Genomic DNA, 17,899 nt, shown 5'->3' with positions numbered 1-17,899 from the left:
TTGAGGTGGGGCTCGTGTCGACTACTTGGTCGGCTGAGGCACGATGGAGCGGCCGACCGCGCCCCCACGCCGTCCTGCGGCGCACCGTCTCCCCACGGAGTTGCTTGTGACCACCCCCGTCCTCCGTCGCTATCTGACGTTTCTGGTGGCACTGCTCGCGACCGCACTCGTCGCGGCCGGCTGCTCCTCCGGGGGTGGCGGCGACAACGGGGGGAAGTCCGATGACCCGACCTCGTCCCCGTCGCCCGCCGGCCCGAAGCTGACCGTCGACCCGGCAGCGAACGCCACCGCGGTCTCGCCGTCCGCGCCGATTAAGCTCTCGATCGACAAGGACACGATCACCGCGGTCACGGTGAAGTCCGACAAGGGCGACGCGGTGGAGGGCGCGGTCGGCGCCGACAAGCGCAGCTGGGCCAGCTCCGGCAAGCTCTCGTTCGGCGCGACCTACACGGTCTCGGTCACGACGTCCGGCTCGGCGACGCCGCTCACGTCGAAGTTCACGACCGTGCCGACTCCCGGAGCCGACAGCTCGGTGCGGGCGTCGAGCATCCTCGGCGACGGCAAGACCTACGGCGTCGGGATGCCGATCATCCTGAAGCTGAGCCGCTCGGTGAAGAGCGACGCCGCCAGGGCCAGCTACGAGAAGATGCTGAAGGTCACCTCGAACCCGTCGACCACCGGTGCCTGGGGCTGGATCAGCTCCACCGAGCTGCACTTCCGTCCGGCCGAGTACTGGGCTTCGGGCAGCACGGTGCACGTCGCGGTCGACAGCGCCGGGCGGGAGATCGTCGACGGCGTCTGGGGCCGGACCGACCTCACCGTCGACTTCAAGATCGGTACCGACCGCCGGCTGGTCGCCGACTCCGCGACGCACACGATGAAGGTGTCGGAGAACGGTTCGGTCGTGAAGAGCATGCCGATCAGCCTCGGCAAGCCGAAGTTCCCGTCCAGCAGCGGCACGATGGTGGTCATCGACAAGCGTCGCGAGGCGATGTTCGACTCTTCGACGTACGGGCTGGCGGTCGACTCGCCGGACGGCTACCGCACCAAGGTCGAGTACCCGATGCGCCTGACCTGGGGCGGGGAGTTCATCCACAGCGCGCCGTGGTCGGTCGCCGACCAGGGCAAGCGGAACGTCTCGCACGGCTGCATCAACGTCGCCCCGGACAACGCGATCTGGCTCTACAACCGGCTGCAGGTGGGTGACCCGGTGACCGTCAAGAACACCGAGACGACCGTGGAGCTCGGCAACGGCTACAGCGACTGGACGCTGAGCTTCCAGGACTGGCTCAAGCACTCCAAGGGCGGCGTCGTCACGACTGCGTAGGACCCGCGGCGGGCGCCGGTGCGACCGGCGCCGCCGCTGCGGCCTCCTCGCGTGCCCGCATCCCGCTCTGGCTGCGCAGCGGCAGCTCCGGCAGCATCCAGAGGATCACGACGCCGATCACCGTGATTCCGGCGGCGAGCAGGAACACCGTGCTCATCGCGTCGGAGAACCCGACTTTGAAGGGGTGCGCGACAACGGCGGGCAGCGAGCTGATGAACGAGGTGTCCGACAGCGACCCCTCGGTCATCTCCAGCGACGTGTTGTCGCCCAGGGCGCGCTGGAAGGCGGGATCCTTCTCGGCGTCGGCCAGCGCCGCGCGGATGTCCCCGGTCAGCTTGGAGAACAGCACCGAGAGGAACACCGCGGTGCCGAGCGTTCCGCCCATCTGACGGAAGAATGTGACCGCGGCGGTCGCCACGCCCATGTCCCGCGGGTCGACCGCGTTCTGTACCGCGAGGATTACCGGCTGCATGTTGACGCCGAGCCCGGCGCCGAACATGGCCATGATCAGCATCGTCTCCCAGAGCGGCGTGTCCGCGCCGATCCGGGAGAACAGCAGCAGCGCGAGCGCCATCAGGACGCCGCCGGTCAGCGGGAAGATCCGGTAGCGCCCGGTCCGCGTGATGACCGTGCCGGACACCCCGGCGGCGGCCATGATCCCGATCACCAGCGGCAGCATCTGCAGGCCGCCCATCGTCGGCGACGAGCCCTTGACGATCTGCAGGTACTGCGGGAGCAGTGCCATCGCCCCGAACATCCCCATGCCGATGATCAGGCTGCCCGCCGATCCCACCGCGTACGTGCGTTCGCGGAACATCCGCAGCGGCAGCAGTGCCTCGTCGCCGTAGGTGCGTTCGGCGAGCAGGAACAGCACGATCCCGATCACGCCGACGACGTAACAGCCGACCGACCGGCCGGACCCCCAGCCCCACTCCCGGCCCTGCTCGGCGACGGTGAGCAGCGGCACCAGCGCGAATACCAGCGCCAGCGCTCCCGGCCAGTCGATCCGGTGGTCCCGCGCGTGGTGCGGGATGTGCAGTACGCGGTAGACGACGACCAGCGCGATCGCGCCGACCGGCAGGTTCACCCAGAAGATCCAGCGCCAGCCGGCCGCGCCGAGGAACGAGTCGGTGCCCGCGAAGAACCCGCCGACGACCGGTCCGAGGACACTGGACGTCCCGAACACCGCCATGAAGTAGCCCTGGTACTTCGACCGTTCCCGGGGCGGGACGATGTCGCCGATGATCGCGAACGCCAGCGACATCAGGCCGCCCGCGCCGAGGCCCTGGACGGCGCGGTAGGCGGCGAGTTCGTACATCGAGGACGCGAGCCCGCAGAGCAGCGATCCGACCAGGAACAGCGCGATCGCGGTGAGGAAGAGCGGCTTGCGGCCGTAGATGTCGGACAGTTTGCCGTAGAGGGGCGTGACGATCGTCGACGTGATCAGGAACGCGGTCGTGGCCCACGCCTGCAGGCTGAAACCGTCGAGGTCGTCGGCGATCGTGCGGATCGCGGTGGCCACCACGGTCTGGTCGAGCGCGCTCAAGAACATCCCGAGCATCAGGCCGGCCAGGATCGTGACGATCTGCCGATGGGTCAGCTCACCCGTCGCCTCAGGTGTTCCGGTGTTAGCCACGATTCAGTGTAAAAGACACATTCGATGGCATAACGCTCTCGCCACGCCACGGCGCCCGGGTCTCTGACCCGGGTGCCGGCGCGGATTCAGGAGGCGCGCAGCGTGTGCAGCGCCTGGGCCCAGCGGCCCAACTCGTCCAGCATCGTGGTGGCGGACGTCTCGATCAGCTCGTTCGGGACGAACGCGCCGTCGGTGAGGAACTGCTGGACGAACGGGATCGTGACCTGCTCGGCGAGCGGCACGACCTTGAGCAGCTGCAGCACCGGCTTGAGTGCCTGACCGGCTCGCAGGCCACCCGAAACACCGCCGTAGGTGACCAGCCCGGCGGGCTTGTACCCCCACTCGCTGTTGAGGTAGTCGATCGCGTTCTTCACGCCCGCGGTGTAGCTGTGGTTGTACTCGGCCAGGACAAAAACGAACGCGTCCGCCGCGTCGACCCGGGCAGCCCAGTCCTTGGTGTGCTGCTGGGTGTACTGCCGCAGCCGGGGGTGGTGCGGCTCGTCCATCAGCGGCAGGTCGATCGCGCCCAGGTCGGACAGGTCGATCTCGTCGAAGCCGCCGTGCTTCTCGGCCACCGCCTCGACCCACTGGCCGATCGGCAACCCGACCCGGCCCGGGCGGGTGCTGGCGACGATGATCTGCAGCCTGGACATGCAGCGGCTCCTTGTTCGAGAGGTTTCGAACACTTGACTACCGCGCGCGTCGGAGCGCCGCAGGGGTGGATTCCGGACAGTGGTAGACGGAGTTGCTCAGGTCACGGCATAAGCGTCGTAGATCACGGCATCCGGATGTCGTACCGCGGACCCCACCGCCACCACACGGTTGAGCCAGCCGTAGGCCGGATCTGCGACCTCGAACGTCAGCCCGACCTTGAAGTAGTACGAGGCCGGGTCGACGTCGTCGCGTTCGGCGAGCGCGGCCAGCACCTCCGGTGGTCCGTGTCGGACGCCGCGGGTGGCCAGCGACACCAGCACGCCGTCGTCGGTGCGCAGCGTGTAGCGAGTGTCGATCGAGGCGCTGCCGTCGGCGTGGACGACCTGCCAGTCCGCGCCGCCGGGCAGGATCTCACCGGACAGCCGGGGGCCGGCGAACCGGCCCCCGGTGATGCCGATGACCCGGCGCCTGCCCCAGGGCGTATCGCCGATCTCCAGTGGATCCGCGAGCGTCACCGTGAACCGGGCGAGCAGCTCGAGCCCCGGAGCCAGCGGTTCAGACACGGGGAATGACCGGGAGGAGAACGTGCGAGGCCCGCTCGGCGTCGTGGAACACGGTCTGGTTCTGCACGGTGAGGTCGGCCTCGGTCGCGTCCGCGGACAGCGCCCCGTTACCGGGGTTGCGGTCGAAGCGCGGGAAGTTCGCGCTCGCGACGTCCACCCGGATCGAGTGGCCCGCCTTGAACACCTGGCTGGTCGCGACCAGGTTGATCCGGTACTCGTACGGCGTCCCCGGGGTGATCGGGTCGGGTGCCTCGACGCCGTTGCGGTAGCGGGCCCGCACGATGCCGTCGGCGACGTTCAGCGCGGTGCCGTCCGGGTGGACGTCGATCAGCTTGGCGGTCCAGTCGGTGTCGGCGGCGTCGGTGGCCGCGTGCAGCACGACGGTCAGCGGCCCGGTCACCTCGAGGTCGGCCTCCAGCGGCGGGCTGGTGAAGCGCAGGACGTCCGTGCGGCCGTCGAGCACTCGCTGGTCGTGCGGGCCCGCGGTGTTGAACTCCGGGAAGAGGAGGCTGCCGCCGACGGTCGGGACCGGGTCGCGCGGGTCGGCGGCGAAGTTCGATGAGCCGGTGGACGGATCGGTGCCGAGGCCACCCCCGGCTTGCAAATACCAGGGAGTGAACACCGTACGGGCGAGCGGCCACTCCTGCTCGTCCCGCCACACGTTGTCGCCCATCACGAAGATCTTCACCGGCGGCCGGGCCTCGTTCGATCGGCCGTCCACGGCTTCCCGGAGGAATGCGATCTGGTCGGCCTCCAGCTGCAGGATCGGCGCGGGCGAGGCCGGTCCGAAGTTGACGTCGCCCGCCCCGTTCGCCTGCATGCCGCCGTGGGTCCAGGGGCCGATCACCAGCGGGCCGCCCAGCGCGGCGTGGTTCTCCAGCGTCCCGGCCAGGAACAGGTCGAACCAGCTCGCCACGTGGTACACCGGCACGTCGATCGCGTCGTAGTTGTCCCGCGGGGTGCCGAACTTCGTCCAGTACTCGTCCCGGCTCGGGTGGTCCAGCCAGTCGGCCCAGAACGGCGCGGCGCCGGGCAGCCCGAGCGCGTCCCGGAGCGGCAGTGCGTTCCGGGCGGCGTCCGGAGTGAACATCGTCGGCAGCGCGGCACCGAGCAGCGGCCCGGCGTCCTCTCCGGCCAGCATCGCGTGCTGGCCGCCGAGCAGGCCCTGCATCGCCGCCCAGCCCTGGGCCGAACCGAGCGCGAGCGCGCCGCCGAGGTAGGTGAGGTCGTCGTAGAAGTCGGCCGGGGTCTGCGCGGCGACGATCCCGACGTAACCCTCCGGCCGCTCGATCGCGGTCTGCAGCGCGGTGCCGGCGACGTAGGAGATGCCGAAACCGACCACCTTGCCGTCCGACCACGGCTGGGCGGTGATCCACCGGACGGTGTCGGCCCCGTCGGCCGGCTCGTCCGCCCAGGGTTCGAACATGCCGTCGCTCGTCCCGCGTCCCCGGCAGTGCTGGACCACGACCGCGAAACCGGCCTCCAGCGCGGGCACCACCGGCATCGCGCGGCCCAGGCCCTCCCCGTACGGGTTGCGGATCAGCAGCGTCGGCACCGGCCCGCCCTCGGCCGGGCGCTGCACGTCCGCCCGGAGGATCGTGCCGTCGCGCATCGGGATCGGCTGGTCGTGGACAGCGGTCACCGGCAACGCGACGCGGTCGAGCTTGCGCATGTACTCGGGCTCCTAAGAGTTTCGGAGAACGCGGCGGAGGATTTTGCCCGCCGGAGACTTGGGGATCGTGTCGACGAACTCCACCGCCCGGATCCGCTTGTACGGCGCGACGCGCTCAGCGACCCACGACAGCAGTTCGGCCTCGGTCGGCGTGCCGACGACGAACGCTTTGGGTGCTTCGCCGCCCTCGGCGTGCGGCACGCCGATCACCGCCGCGTCCTCGACGTCCGGGTGGGTGAGCAGCAGCGCTTCGAGCTCGGCCGGGGCGACCTGGTAGCCCTTGTACTTGATCAGCTCCTTGAGCCGGTCGACCACCCACCAGACACCGTCCGCGTCGACCCGCAGGATGTCGCCGGTGCGCAGCCAGCCGTCCTCGACCAGCGTCTCGGCGGTCGCGGTGGGGTTTCCCAGGTAGCCGGCCATCACCTGCGGCCCGCGCGCCCACATCTCACCCTCGGACTCGCTGTCCTCGCCGGTCGCCGGGTCGACCAGCCGGGCCTCGGTGTTCGGGACTAGCCTGCCCACGCACCCGGACGAGAGGACCCCGACCTCCTCGTCCGCGACGAACGTGAGGCCGGGGGACGCCTCGGTCATGCCGTAGCCCTGCCCGATCGGCGCGCCGGTGCGTGCGGTGGCCCTGGCGGCGACCGCTACGTCCAGCGGCGCCGCGCCGCACATCGCCAGCCGCAGCGAGGACAGGTCGTGCGCGTCCACCTCGGGAGCGTTGGCCAGTGCGAGAACCAGCGGTGGCGCGAAGTGACCGCGGCTCACCCGGTGCCGCTCCACCAGCCCGAGGTAACCCGACAGGTCGAAGCGCGGCAGCGTCACCTGGGTCGCGCCCGCCCGCAGCGCGTAGTTGAGGATCATCGTCGTGCCGTAGATGTGGTAGTACGGCAGCACGGCCGCGCATACGTCGTCGTTGGTCAGCCGGTACAGCGGCGCGTGCTGAGCGAGGGCGGCGACGAGGTTGCGGTGGGTCAGCATCACCCCCTTCGGGGTTCCGCCGGTGCCGCTGGAGTACGGGAGCAGCGCGACGCCGTCGTTGCCGACCCGGGGTAGGCGCGCCCCCGTCGCGAGGGCTCGTTCGCCGTCGGCGACCGACTCGTCGAACGCCGCCTCCTCCAGAACAACAACATCCAGGGGGACGCTCGACCGCGCGGCACCGTGGAGCGTGGGTGCCGCCGCAGCGGACGCGAACGCCAGCACCGCTCCGGAGGCCCGCAGCTGCCTCGCCATCTCCTCCTCGGTGGCCAGCGGGCTCATCGGCGTCACGGTGGCGCCCGCCGCCAGCACCGCGTGGAACGCGACCGCGTACCGCGGTTGGTTGTGGCTCACCAACGCGACGACATCACCGCGCCCGATGCCGGACGCGAGCAGCCCGGCGGCGAGCGACCGCACCTGGTCGACGAGGTCGCCGAAGCTGATCTCCTCACCGGTGGCGCCGTCGATCAGCGCCGGGTGCCTGCCGCGGGCGTCGGCGCCGGCCAGGACGTACTCGCCGAGCGACACGTCCGGGACGTCGACCGGGGGATACGGGCTGCGGTGGATCCGGGCCACTCTGACCTCCTCGTCAGGTGCCGGGCCGTGTGATGCGGAAACCGTATATTCGCCGGTGTCGACCGTCAATCAGTTGTCGCTTGTCCGAGGTGGCAGCGCGGAACGTCCCGGTGGCTGCGATCCTGTGGGGCATGGAATCGGCGCCCTCGGTCACCAGCAAGGCGCTGGCCATCCTCGCGGCGTTCACCGCCCAGCAGCCCAGCCTGACGCTGTCCGAGATCGGTCGCCGAGCCGGCCTGCCGCTGACGACCGCGCACCGGCTGGTCGGAGAGCTGACCGACTGGGGCGCGCTGGAACGCGACGACGCCGGGCGGTACCGGATCGGGCTGCGGCTGTGGGAGGTCGCCTCGTTGGCACCGCGCAGCCTCGGCCTGCGGGAGCGGGCGATGCCGTTCCTCGAGGACCTCTACGAGGTCACGCACGAGAACGTCCAGCTCGCGGTGCGGGACGGGTTCGAGGCGGTGTACGTCGAGCGGATCTCCGGTCGGCACGCGGTCAGCGTCGTGTCCCGGGTGGGCGGGCGGCTGCCGCTGCACGCCACCGGCGTCGGTCAGGTGCTCCTCGCCTACGCACCGGCGGAGTTCCAGGACCAGGTGCTGGCCACGACGCTCAAGGCGTTCACGAAGTTCACGATCGTCGACCCGAAGCGGTTGCGGCAGGTCCTCGCCGAGGTGCGGCGCACCGGGATCGCGGTCTGCGACCGGATGGTCGACCCGGGCACGCTGTCGGTGGCCGCGCCGGTCTTCGGTCCGGCCGAGGGTGAGGACGCCGTCGCGGCCAGGGTGTCGACCGGCGCGGCGGTCGTCGCCGCGCTGTCGGTCGTCGTCCCGAGCGAGGACGCCGACCGTGTCGGCCTGGCGCCGGCCGTGCGGGCTGCTGCCCGCGGCATCTCCCGGGCCCTCGGCGCAGCGCCGTGACCACGGAATGTCGTCACGTTTCTTCGGCGAGCACCTTCTGGGCGATCGCGAACGCGGCGTTGGCGGCCGGTACTCCGGCGTAGACCGCGGTGTGCAGGAACACTTCCTTGATCTCGTCCGGCGTGAGGCCGTTGCGCCGAGCCGCCCGGACGTGCATCGGCAGCTCACCCTCGGCGCGCAGCGCGGTGAGCAGGGCCAGCGTCAGGCAGCTGCGGGTCTTGCGGTCGAGCCCCTCGCGCGTCCAGATCTCGCCCCACGCGTACCGGGTGATGAAGTCCTGGAAGTCGGCGGTGAACTCGGTGGTGTTCGCGGTGGCGCGGTCGACGTGGGCGTCGCCGAGCACCTCGCGCCGCACCTTCATCCCTTCCGCGTGACGCTGTTCGTCGGTCACTGGGCTCCCCCGAGGTGTGCGGTGATCAGTGTGGCCACGGTGTCGGGCTGCTCCAGCGTCGCCAGGTGCGCGGCGTCCGGGACGATCTGCAGCCGCGCCCGGGGCACCGACTCCACGATCGCCTCGGCGTGCGACGGCGGCGTGGCCGGGTCGTCCGCACCGGCGATCACCAGGGTGTCGGCGGTGATCCGGGACAGATCCGGGCGCAGGTCCATGCCGGCGATCGCCTCGCAGCACGCGGCGTACCCCTCGTCCGGGGTGGCCTCGAGCATGGCGACCGCGGCCGCGACCCGCTCGGGCTCACGCTCCCGGAAGCCCTCGGTGAACCAGCGGCCGGCCACCGTACCGGCGATCGCCCCGGTGCCCTTGGAACGCACGGTCTCGGCCCGCTCGATCCACGCGGTCGCCGGGGGCAGGTACGCGGACGTGCAGACCAGCGCCATCCGCTCGACCCGCTGCGGGGCGTGTGCGGCCAGCCACATGCCGATCATCCCGCCGAGCGAGAGCCCGGCGTAACGGAACGTGCTGATGCCGATCTCGTCGAGCACGGCCAGGAAGTCACCGCCGAGCTCGTTCAGCGTGTACGGGCCGGGCAGCACCTCCGATCCGGCGTGACCGCGGGTCTCCACGGCCAGCACCCGGAATCGGCGGACGAACTCCGGGATCAGCGGTGCCCACATCCCCTGGTTCGTGCCGATCGAGTTGCCCAGCACGAGGACCGGGGCGTCCACCGGCACATCGTCGATGCCGTACCAGGTACAGGACAGTCGAGCAGTCACCCCGCAGATCCTCTCCACGTCTCGGCATGTGCCGCCAGAGCCCGGTCGACCAGCGCGTCCGCGCTCCCGAGGTAGTTGGCCGGGTCGAGCGCGGCATCGACGCGATCGGAGGCGACCCCGGCATCGAGCAGTACCTCGCGCAGCGGCCGGCCACTGGCTACCGCATTCTTCACCAGATCATGCGCTGCGCTGCGCCCGAGTTCGCCGGCCAGCGCGCCGCTGACGTTCTCGCTGAGCAGGACTCCGCCGGTGGCGTCCAGCGTGGCGCGCATCCGATCGGCGTCCACCCGGAGGTCGGCCAGGATCCGGGCGGCGCGCGCGCTGGCTCCGCCCACGACGTCGAGCAGTTCGCGCAGCGGCTCCCACTCGGCGTGCCAGCCGCCGGTCGCCCGCTCGTGCTCCTGCTGGGCGGCCGCGGTGTGCAGCGTCGCCAGCAAGCCGGGCGTCCGCAGGCCCGCGGAACGGACCAGGATCGATCCGGCCGGGTTGCGCTTGTGCGGCATCGCCGACGAGCCACCTCCGCCGCCGCCCTCGGCGACCTCGGCCACCTCGGACTGGGCCAGCAGCGTCAGGTCGAGCGAGACCTTGCCCAGGGCGGCCGCGATCCCGGCCAGCCCAGCACCGAGATCGAGGATGCGCTGCCGGTCGGTGTGCCACGGCACGGTCGGCTCCGCCAGCCCCAGTTCGGCGGCCAGCGCTGCCGCGACCGGCAGCCCGCGATCCCGCAGTGCCGCCAGCGTCCCGGCCGCGCCGCCGAACTGCACGGCCAGCGTGGATTCCCGCACCGTGCGGAGCCGGGCGGCTGCCGTGTCGAGCGCGACCAGCCAGCCGGCCGCCTTCAGCCCGAACGTCGTCGGCAGCGCCTGCTGCCCGAGCGTCCGCCCGACCATCAACGTCCCGCGGTGGCGCTGCGCCAACGCAGCCAGCGTGTCGGTGGCAGCGCGGAGCGCGTCGAGGATCGGCCCGGTGGCCCGGTACGCGACCAGCATCAGCGCGGTGTCCAGGACGTCTTGGCTGGTGGCGCCGTGGTGCACCCACGGCCGCGCGGACTCCGGCAGTTCCTTCTCCAGTGCCCGGACCAGCGGGACGACCGGGTTGCCCGACGACTGGGCGGCCCGGCCCAGCGCGGCCACGTCGAAGGACCCGGAGGTCGCGGCGACGATCGCGTCCGCCGCGTCCGCCGGGATCACCCCGACGGACGCTTCCGCGCGGGCGAGCGCCGCCTCGACGTCGAGCAGCGCGCGCAGCACGGCGCCGTCGTCGGTCTGTGCCGCGACGGCGTCGTCTGCGAAGAGTGGACCGAACAGGTCAGAGGGCAAAGAAAACCGTCTCCCCATCACCCTGGAGCCGGATGTCGAACCGGTACCCGTCGTCGGTGGGCGTCGCGAGCAGCGTGCCGCGCGACTCCGCGGGCACGGACGCCAGCACCGCATCCGACGCGTTCGCGGCTTCCTCGTCCGCGAAGTAGATGCGGGTGACGACGCGCTGGAGCATGCCGCGGGCGAACACCGAGACGTCGATGTGCGGCGCCTGGAGGGCACCGTCGACGCCGGGCACCCGGCCAGGCTTGAACGTGTAGACGCCCCACTCGCCGTTCGCGTCGGTCGCCGAGCGTCCGAAGCCGCGGAAGCCCTCGACGCTCGGCGCGGCCGCGCCCCGGGGGTCGTCCGGGTGGTCGAAGCGGCCCTCCGGGTCGGCCTGCCAGGTCTCGATCAGGCCGTCCGGGATCACGTCCCCGTTGCCGTCGGTCAGCCTGCCCCTGATCCAGAAGCCGCCCGGCGTGCCCTCGGGAGCGACGTACACGCCGTCGTCCCAGGTCAGCCCGATCGACAGGTACGGGCCGACGGTCTGCGACGGCGTAGTTCCGAGCTGCGTCATTCGTCGTCCACCTCGGATTCGAACGGGGTCTGCTCCGACCCGCGCAGAACGATGTCGAACTCGAACGCCAGCGCCCAGTCGGGCTGGGTGGAGTCCAGGTCGAAGCGGGAAACCATCCGCTGGCGGGCCTTCTCGTCCGGCACCGAGTTGTAGATCGGGTCGTACGGGAACAGCGGGTCGTCCGGGAAGTACATCTGGGTGACCAGGCGCTGGGTGAACGCCCGCCCGAACAGCGAGAAGTGGATGTGCGCCGGCCGCCAGGCGTTGTGGTGGTTCTTCCACGGGTACGCGCCGGGCTTGATCGTCGTGAACCGGTACCGACCCTGGTCGTCGCTCAGCGTCCGGCCGAGCCCGGTGAAGTTCGGGTCGAGCGGCGCCGGCCAGTTGTCGACCACGTGCCGGTAGCGACCGCCGGCATTCGCCTGCCAGATCTCCAGCAGCGTCTGCGGCACCGGCCGGCCGTCGCTGTCGAGCACCCGGCCGTGGACGATGATCCGCTGTCCCTGCGGCTCCTCGGCGTGCTGCCTGGTGAGGTCGTTGTCCAGGTCGCCGAGGCGCCCCTCGCCGAGCAGCGGCCCGGTGATCTCGGTGAACGCGTGCGGCAGCGCGATCAGCGGCTGCTTCGGGTGGCGCAGCGCCGTCGACTTGTACCCCTCGTAGTCGAGGTGCGGGTGCACGTCGGCGTCCTGCAAGTACCGGGGCAGGACGAGATTCGAAGTCATGGAGCCTCCTCAGGCTTCCAGCACCACGGCGAGGCCCTGGCCCACGCCGATACAGATCGCGGCGAGTCCCCAGCCGCCGCCGCGGCGGCGCAATTCGTGGGCGAGGCTGCCCAGCACGCGGACGCCGGAGGCGCCGAGCGGGTGGCCGATCGCGATCGCGCCACCGTTCACGTTGACGATCTCCGGGTCGAGTTCCGGCCAGTCGGCGAGGCAGGCCAGCGACTGGGCCGCGAACGCCTCGTTCAGCTCGACCACGCTCAGGTCGCCCCAGCCGATGCCCGCCCGGCGCAGCGCGCGCTCCGCGGCCTGGACCGGGCCGATCCCGAAGTACTGCGGCTCGACGGCCGCGACCCCGCGTCCGGCGATCCGGGCGAGCGGCTGGCGCCCCAGCCGGGCCGCGGTGGCCTCGGACCCGATCAGCGTCGCGGCCGCACCGTCGTTGAGCGGCGACGCGTTGCCCGCGGTGATCGTGCCGTCCGGCCGGAACGCGGGCTTCAGCCGCGCCAGCTTCTCGATCGCCGAGTCGGGGCGGATGCCCTCGTCGCGGTCGAGGTCGGTGTCCGGAACCGCGACGACCTCATCGGCGAAGGCCCCGGCGTCCCAGGCCGCGGCCGCCCGCTGGTGGCTGCGGACCGCGAACGCGTCCTGCGCCTCGCGCGTGATGCCGTACTTGGCGGCGAGCTGCTCGGTGGCCTCGCCCAGCGACACGGTCCACTCGTCGTTCATCCGCGGGTTGACCATCCGCCAGCCGAGCGTGGTCGAGTGCAGCGTCTCGTGCGAGGTGGGGTAGGGCCGGGAAGGCTTGAGCAGCACCCAGGGCGCCCGGCTCATCGATTCGACGCCGCCGGCGATCAGCAGGTCCGCGTCGCCGGTCTCGACCGCGCGGCTGGCCTCGATCGCGGCCTCCATCCCGGAACCGCAGAGCCGGTTGACGGTCGCGCCGGGCACCGAGGTGGGTAGCCCGGCCAGCAGGACCGCCATCCGCGCGACGTCCCGGTTGTCCTCGCCCGCGCCGTTCGCGTCGCCGAACAGCACGTCGTCGATCGTGGCGGGGTCGAGGTCCGGCGTGCGGTCGACCAGGCTCCGGACGACGTGCGCCGCGAGGTCGTCGGGCCGCACGCCCGCCAGCGCACCACCGTACTTTCCGAACGGCGTCCGGACGGCGTCGAGGATGAATGCGTCGGTCACTTCGCCTCCTTCAAAGCACGCAGGGCACTGAGCTGCTCGTCGGTGGGCTCGGCGGTCGTCTGGAGGTCCTCGGCAACGCGGAGATCCCACCCCGTCGCCTCGCGGACCTGGTCCAGCGTCACCCCCGGGTGGATCGCGGTGAGGGTCAGTTCACGGGTGGACGGGTCCGGTTCCAGGATGCCCAGATCGGTGATCACCTTCACCGGGCCCTTGCCCGGCAGGCCGAGCCGCTCCCGGAATCCCGCGCCGTCCCCGTACCCGACCGACGTGATGAAGTCGACCTTCTCCACGAACGCCCGCTTGTTCTGCCGGACGATGACGAGAACCTCGCGCGCCGAAGCCGCGATCTCCGGCGCACCACCGGCGCCGGGCAGCCGGACCTTCGGGTCGCCGTATTCGCCGACGACGGTCGTGTTGATGTTGCCGAACTTGTCGATCTGGGCGGCGCCGAGGAACCCGACGTCGATTCGGCCCGGCTGCAGCCAGTAGTTGAAGATCTCGGGCACGCTGACCACCGCGTCGGCGGTCTCCCCGAGGATCCCGTCGCCGATCGAGAGCGGCAGGCGGTCGGGCTTGGCACCGACCGCTCCGGCCTCGTAGATGAGCACCAGCGAAGGCGCGTGCAGCCGCCGGGCCAGGTTCGCGGCGGTGCTCGGCAGCCCGATGCCGACGAAGCACACCGCGCCGTCGCCCAACGTCCCCGCCGCAGCGACCGTCATCATCTCGTCGGACGTGTAGCTCACAGGACGTTCTCCTTCAGCCAGTTCGTGAACGTCTCCCGGTCGCGGCTGATTGCGTCCCAGGCCTGGTAGTACTCGTTGTCGCGCTCGGAGTAGTCCTGCGCGTAGCTCGGATGTGCGCCGCCGGGTACCTCGGCGACCGCGGTCACCGCCCAGCTCGGCAGCGTGATCGCGCCCGGCCGCGGCTCGAGCTCGTCGACGATCTCCTCGACCGTGACCAGCGACCGCTTCGCGGCCAGCACGGCCTCCTTCTGGACGCCGAGCAGGCCCCAGATCTGGACGTTGCCCTTGCGGTCGGCGCGCTGGGCGTGGATCACCGTGACGTCCGGGTTGATCGCGGGCACCGCGGTCAGCGTCTCTCCGGTGAACGGGCACGTGATCGGCTTGATGGTGTCGGTCTGGTTCACCAGGTCGGTGCCGACGTAGCCGCGGAGCACCGCGAACGGCAGCCCGGACGCGCCGGCGACGTACCGGTTGGCCATGCCCGCGTGGCTGTGCTCTTCGATCTCCAGCGGCGCGGGCCAGGCGTGCTCGACGGCGTCCCGGAACCGGTGCAGCGAGCCGACGCCCGGGTTGCCGCCCCAGGAGAAGATCAGCTTGCGGGCGCACCCGGCGCCGATCAGCTGGTCGTAGACGATGTCCGGGGTCATGCGGACGAGCGTCAGGTCGCGCCGACCCTGCCGGATGATCTCCTGCCCGGCGGCGACCGGAATGAGGTGCGTGAAGCCCTCCAGAGCAACGGTGTCGCCGTCCCGGACGAGCGTCCGCACCGCGTCCGCGAGAGTCAGGAGCTGAGCCATGCGGCGGGCGTCCTTTCGGTATGAGGTGCGTACTGAGTGCATTGCAGCGCGACGGTGTCGCCGTCCCGGACGAGCGTCCGCACCGCCTCGGAGAGGGTGAGCAGTTGAGCCACGTGCACGTCCCCTTGCGGTCGGGTTCAGTACGGGGTTACCTCACGCTAGTGACCGCACACGGGGCCGCGGGATTGAGCTTCCGGCCAACGGAAGAGCCAGGTCATCGACCCGCAATGTCTCCGTAATCCTGTGTCTCCCACCCCAGCGACGAATTCAGTGGAGCGTGCGATGCGGACCCGCACTCAAGTTGGCATCATCGGCGCCGGACCGGCCGGTCTGCTGCTGCAGCACCTGCTCGCCCAGCAGGGCGTCGATTCCGTGCTGGTGGAGAACCGCAGCCGGGAGTACTGCGAGAAGCGCCAGCGGGCAGGCGTCCTGGAGCACGGCAGCGTCGAGCTGCTGAAGGAGATCGGCCTCGGCGACCGGATGGTGCGCGAGGGGCTCACCCACAGCGGCATCTACCTGCAGTTCGACGGCGAGCGGCACCACATCGACTTCCCGTCGCTGACCGGTGGCCGGACGCTGACCGTCTACGCGCAGACCGAGGTGGTCAAGGACCTGATCGCCGCCGGGCTCGCGGCCGGGCACCAGCTGCACTTCGAGGTGTCGGAGACCGCGGTCCGCGACATCGACACCGAGCGTCCGGTGCTCTCGTTCGTCGACGCGGACGGCGTCGCCCACGAGGTCGAGTGCGACGCGATCGCCGGATGCGACGGCTTCCACGGCGTCTCCCGGCCCGCGATCCCCTCGCTGCGGGTCTCCGAGCGCACCTACCCGTTCGCCTGGCTGGGCATCCTGGCCACCGTCCCGCCCTCGACCGACGAGCTGATCTACGCGCACTCCCCGCACGGTTTCGCGATGCACAGCATGCGCTCCACCGAGGTGAGCCGCCTCTACATCCAGGTCGACCCGGACGAGAAGATCGAGGACTGGTCCGACGAGCGGATCTGGGAGCAGCTGCAGCTCCGGCTCGGTCACCCCGGCTGGACGCTGTCCGAGGGGCCGATCACCGAGAAGAGCATCACGCCGATGCGCAGCTTCGTCGCCGAGCCGATGCGGCACGGGCGCCTGTTCCTGGCCGGCGACGCCGCGCACATCGTGCCGCCGACCGGGGCCAAGGGCCTCAACCTCGCGGTCGCCGACGTCAAGGTGCTGGCGAACGCGCTGGTGCGGCTGCTGGTCGAGGGCAAGGCCGACCTGGCAGACGCCTACTCCGAAACCTGCCTCACCCGGGTCTGGCGCAGCACCTGGTTCTCCTGGTTCATGACGTCGATGCTGCACAGGTTCCCGGTCGAGTCGTTCGCCTCGCCCGCCGAGGCCGAGTTCCAGGAGCGGCTCCAGATCGCGCAGCTCCGCCAGGTCGTCAGCTCGACCGCCGCGGCGACCAACCTCGCCGAGAACTACGCCGGGTGGCCGCTACCCTAGGCCCGATCCTTGTTTCAGCCGCGCGTAGCGCAGTTGCTCGGCTGACCGCGGCTTGGTCTCCGGCAGCGCGAGCGCGCAGAGCACGGTCAGTACCGACGCTCCGATCAGGAACCACGGAACGCCGCTCTCCACATAGGTTGGCAGCTTGAGCACCGCGACCTGGGCGGCGCCTCCGGCGACCGCCGCGCCCAGGTGGTAGGCGAGCGCAGTGCCCGTGTACCGCGACCGGCGGTCGAACAGCTCGGTCAGGTACGCGGCCACTGCGCCGTACCCCAATGCGGACGCGAGGCCGCTGACTGCCATCGAGAACGTGATCAGCTCGACGGCGGCGGTGTTCACCAGCCAGAAGAACGGGAACGCCCAGAGGCCGCTGGCCACCGCCCCGAGCATCACGACCGGGCGGCGGCCCATCCGGTCGGCGAGCGCTCCGCCGCCGAGCGCGCCCAGCACGCCGACGACCGCGGCGATGAACGCACCGCCGACCAGGTCCGCGCGGGCCAGCTTGAGTTCGGTGACGCCGTACTCCACGGTCCCGGTGATCGTCACGTAGAACGCGGCGTTGGCGGAGAACAGCAGCCCGGCCGCCATCAGCAGACGACCGGGTCGGCGCAGCGTGGACCGGATCGGGTGTGGCCGCCCGATCTGCTCCACCTGCTGATCGGGGTCGCGAGGACGCACCGCGATCGCGACGACGGCGACCAGCAGCACACCGCCGGCGAGGAAGGGGATCCGCCAGCCGAAACTCGCGAACATCTCGTCGTCGAACGCCGAGTTCGCCGCGTAGATCGCGATGTTCGCGAGGATCGCGCCGCAGGACACGCCGCCCTGGACGAAGCCACCGATCAGGCCGCGCCGCCGTGGGGGAGCGGCCTCGGTGAGGCTCAGCGCCATCCCGCTCCAGATCCCGCCGATCGCGAACCCGTGCAGGAGCTGCAGCGACACCAGCAGTGCGGGCGCCAGCGTGCCGATGTTCTCCTCGGTCGGCAGCGCGCCGATCAGGACGATGCTCGTTCCGGCCAGCGCGAGCGACGAGAGCAGCGCCGCCCGGCGTCCGACCGTGTCGCCGAGGCGGCCGAACACCAGCGCGCCGATCGGGCGGGCGAGGAACGCGACCCCGGCAGTGGCCAGCGCGAATACGTTGCCGGTCGCACCACCGAAGCGGGTGAAGAACAGCGGGCCGAGGATCGCGGGCGCCCCGGCCGCGAACAGGAACATCGTGTACCAGGTCGCGGTACTCAACATCAGCCCGGCGGCGGGAAGACCCCGACCGGTCGGGCGCCGGACTGCCGCGCCGACCTGCTGTTCGGCTCGCGGTCCGGCCGTCGGGCGGGCGTTCGCCCGCGCCGGTCTGTAGCCGAGGGGTACTCCGAGCGCATCGGATGGATACACGTGTCTCCTCCCGCCGCCCGGGCACGAAAGCCCGCACGACGGCGAGGAACGAGGATCGCTCTGCCCCCCGTGCCGTCGGAAGCAAAGCGCGCCCGGCACAACACTGTGCAGTGAGTCGAGCTTGCTCCCTTGCCTCGCCGATGAGACGGCATTAGACAAACTCGTGACGAGGTACTACGTACCGTGGTGCCCGAATCGCCTCGGGGT

The 17,899-nt window shown here is 71.1% G+C and carries 17 protein-coding genes; 3 read left to right on the top strand and 14 right to left on the bottom strand.

Features of this window, described 5'->3' with window-relative positions; genetic code table 11:
* Window positions 1–106 precede the first annotated feature (106 nt).
* Window positions 107–1,327, top strand: a complete 1,221-nt coding sequence (locus BUB75_RS19030; RefSeq protein ID WP_178379913.1) for a L,D-transpeptidase — start codon at window positions 107–109, stop codon at window positions 1,325–1,327.
* Here BUB75_RS19030 and BUB75_RS19025 read toward each other — a convergent pair.
* The 5 genes from BUB75_RS19025 to BUB75_RS19005 all read right to left on the bottom strand — a co-directional run bounded on the left by BUB75_RS19025 (window position 1,314) and on the right by BUB75_RS19005 (window position 7,409).
* A complete protein-coding gene (locus tag BUB75_RS19025) occupies window positions 1,314–2,963 on the bottom strand; it encodes an MDR family MFS transporter (RefSeq protein ID WP_073258881.1) in 1,650 nt (549 codons plus the stop codon). The genes BUB75_RS19030 and BUB75_RS19025 overlap by 14 nt on opposite strands.
* Before the next feature lie 86 nt (window positions 2,964–3,049).
* On the bottom strand, window positions 3,050–3,616 hold the full coding sequence (locus BUB75_RS19020) for an NADPH-dependent FMN reductase (protein WP_073258880.1): 567 nt from the start codon (window positions 3,614–3,616) through the stop codon (window positions 3,050–3,052).
* A gap of 96 nt (window positions 3,617–3,712) precedes the next feature.
* On the bottom strand, window positions 3,713–4,180 hold the full coding sequence (locus tag BUB75_RS19015; protein WP_084741479.1) for a DUF3237 domain-containing protein: 468 nt from the start codon (window positions 4,178–4,180) through the stop codon (window positions 3,713–3,715).
* Window positions 4,173–5,852 (bottom strand): CocE/NonD family hydrolase, encoded by a 1,680-nt coding sequence (locus BUB75_RS19010; RefSeq protein WP_084741478.1) that lies wholly within the window; start codon window positions 5,850–5,852, stop codon window positions 4,173–4,175. The genes BUB75_RS19015 and BUB75_RS19010 overlap by 8 nt, the downstream gene beginning before the upstream one ends.
* Before the next feature lie 12 nt (window positions 5,853–5,864).
* The gene (locus BUB75_RS19005) at window positions 5,865–7,409 is read right to left on the bottom strand and encodes an AMP-binding protein (protein WP_218617626.1); all 1,545 of its coding nucleotides are present in this window, start codon (window positions 7,407–7,409) and stop codon (window positions 5,865–5,867) included.
* Window positions 7,410–7,540: 131 nt separating this feature from the next.
* Here BUB75_RS19005 and BUB75_RS19000 point away from each other — a divergent pair, with 131 nt between their 5' ends.
* Window positions 7,541–8,326 (top strand): IclR family transcriptional regulator domain-containing protein, encoded by a 786-nt coding sequence (locus tag BUB75_RS19000; protein ID WP_073259182.1) that lies wholly within the window; start codon window positions 7,541–7,543, stop codon window positions 8,324–8,326.
* Window positions 8,327–8,339: 13 nt separating this feature from the next.
* Here the strand turns inward: BUB75_RS19000 and pcaC are convergent, their stop codons facing one another.
* The 8 genes from pcaC to BUB75_RS18960 are packed head-to-tail and all read right to left on the bottom strand — an operon-like array spanning window position 8,340 to window position 14,824.
* Window positions 8,340–8,687, bottom strand: a complete 348-nt coding sequence (gene pcaC / locus BUB75_RS18995) for a 4-carboxymuconolactone decarboxylase (protein ID WP_178379933.1) — start codon at window positions 8,685–8,687, stop codon at window positions 8,340–8,342.
* A 26-nt stretch (window positions 8,688–8,713) separates the two neighbouring features.
* Entirely contained in the window at window positions 8,714–9,496 is a 783-nt protein-coding gene (pcaD, locus tag BUB75_RS18990; RefSeq protein WP_218617624.1) for a 3-oxoadipate enol-lactonase, read from the bottom strand.
* A complete protein-coding gene (gene pcaB, locus BUB75_RS18985) occupies window positions 9,493–10,815 on the bottom strand; it encodes a 3-carboxy-cis,cis-muconate cycloisomerase (RefSeq protein WP_218617623.1) in 1,323 nt (440 codons plus the stop codon). Before pcaB ends, pcaD begins: the two co-directional genes overlap by 4 nt.
* Entirely contained in the window at window positions 10,805–11,374 is a 570-nt protein-coding gene (gene pcaG / locus BUB75_RS18980) for a protocatechuate 3,4-dioxygenase subunit alpha (RefSeq protein WP_073258878.1), read from the bottom strand. The genes pcaB and pcaG overlap by 11 nt, the downstream gene beginning before the upstream one ends.
* Window positions 11,371–12,096, bottom strand: a complete 726-nt coding sequence (pcaH, locus tag BUB75_RS18975; protein WP_073258877.1) for a protocatechuate 3,4-dioxygenase subunit beta — start codon at window positions 12,094–12,096, stop codon at window positions 11,371–11,373. The genes pcaG and pcaH overlap by 4 nt, the downstream gene beginning before the upstream one ends.
* A gap of 9 nt (window positions 12,097–12,105) precedes the next feature.
* Entirely contained in the window at window positions 12,106–13,284 is a 1,179-nt protein-coding gene (locus tag BUB75_RS18970) for a thiolase family protein (RefSeq protein WP_073258876.1), read from the bottom strand.
* Window positions 13,281–14,006 carry a CoA-transferase gene (locus BUB75_RS18965; protein WP_073259179.1) on the bottom strand — a complete coding sequence of 242 codons (726 nt, stop codon included), beginning with the start codon at window positions 14,004–14,006 and terminating at the stop codon, window positions 13,281–13,283. The genes BUB75_RS18970 and BUB75_RS18965 overlap by 4 nt, the downstream gene beginning before the upstream one ends.
* 17 nt (window positions 14,007–14,023) lie before the next feature.
* On the bottom strand, window positions 14,024–14,824 hold the full coding sequence (locus BUB75_RS18960; protein WP_073258875.1) for a CoA transferase subunit A: 801 nt from the start codon (window positions 14,822–14,824) through the stop codon (window positions 14,024–14,026).
* Window positions 14,825–15,106: 282 nt separating this feature from the next.
* Between BUB75_RS18960 and BUB75_RS18955 the strand changes: the two genes are divergently transcribed.
* Window positions 15,107–16,303, top strand: a complete 1,197-nt coding sequence (locus tag BUB75_RS18955) for a 4-hydroxybenzoate 3-monooxygenase (protein ID WP_073258874.1) — start codon at window positions 15,107–15,109, stop codon at window positions 16,301–16,303.
* Here the strand turns inward: BUB75_RS18955 and BUB75_RS18950 are convergent.
* Window positions 16,295–17,692: an MFS transporter gene (locus BUB75_RS18950; protein ID WP_084741477.1), complete on the bottom strand. Its 1,398-nt coding sequence runs from the start codon at window positions 17,690–17,692 to the stop codon at window positions 16,295–16,297. The two genes, BUB75_RS18955 and BUB75_RS18950, sit on opposite strands and share 9 nt — an antisense overlap.
* Between the last annotated feature and the right edge of the window lie 207 nt (window positions 17,693–17,899).

This window comes from Cryptosporangium aurantiacum, assembly GCF_900143005.1.
Lineage (GTDB): Bacteria > Actinomycetota > Actinomycetes > Mycobacteriales > Cryptosporangiaceae > Cryptosporangium > Cryptosporangium aurantiacum.
The sequence above is the reverse complement of the archived record's forward strand: the minus strand, read 5'-3'. Positions and strand labels throughout refer to the sequence as shown.

Coding starts and splice junctions, on each gene's coding strand:
- BUB75_RS19020 (WP_073258880.1), bottom strand. CDS start 3,616: ATGTCCAGGCTGCAGATCATCGTCGCCAGCACCCGCCCGGGCCGGGTC.
- BUB75_RS19010 (WP_084741478.1), bottom strand. CDS start 5,852: ATGCGCAAGCTCGACCGCGTCGCGTTGCCGGTGACCGCTGTCCACGAC.
- BUB75_RS19000 (WP_073259182.1), top strand. CDS start 7,541: ATGGAATCGGCGCCCTCGGTCACCAGCAAGGCGCTGGCCATCCTCGCG.
- pcaC (WP_178379933.1), bottom strand. CDS start 8,687: ATGAAGGTGCGGCGCGAGGTGCTCGGCGACGCCCACGTCGACCGCGCC.
- pcaG (WP_073258878.1), bottom strand. CDS start 11,374: ATGACGCAGCTCGGAACTACGCCGTCGCAGACCGTCGGCCCGTACCTG.
- pcaH (WP_073258877.1), bottom strand. CDS start 12,096: ATGACTTCGAATCTCGTCCTGCCCCGGTACTTGCAGGACGCCGACGTG.
- BUB75_RS18965 (WP_073259179.1), bottom strand. CDS start 14,006: ATGATGACGGTCGCTGCGGCGGGGACGTTGGGCGACGGCGCGGTGTGC.
- BUB75_RS18960 (WP_073258875.1), bottom strand. CDS start 14,824: ATGGCTCAGCTCCTGACTCTCGCGGACGCGGTGCGGACGCTCGTCCGG.
- BUB75_RS18955 (WP_073258874.1), top strand. CDS start 15,107: ATGCGGACCCGCACTCAAGTTGGCATCATCGGCGCCGGACCGGCCGGT.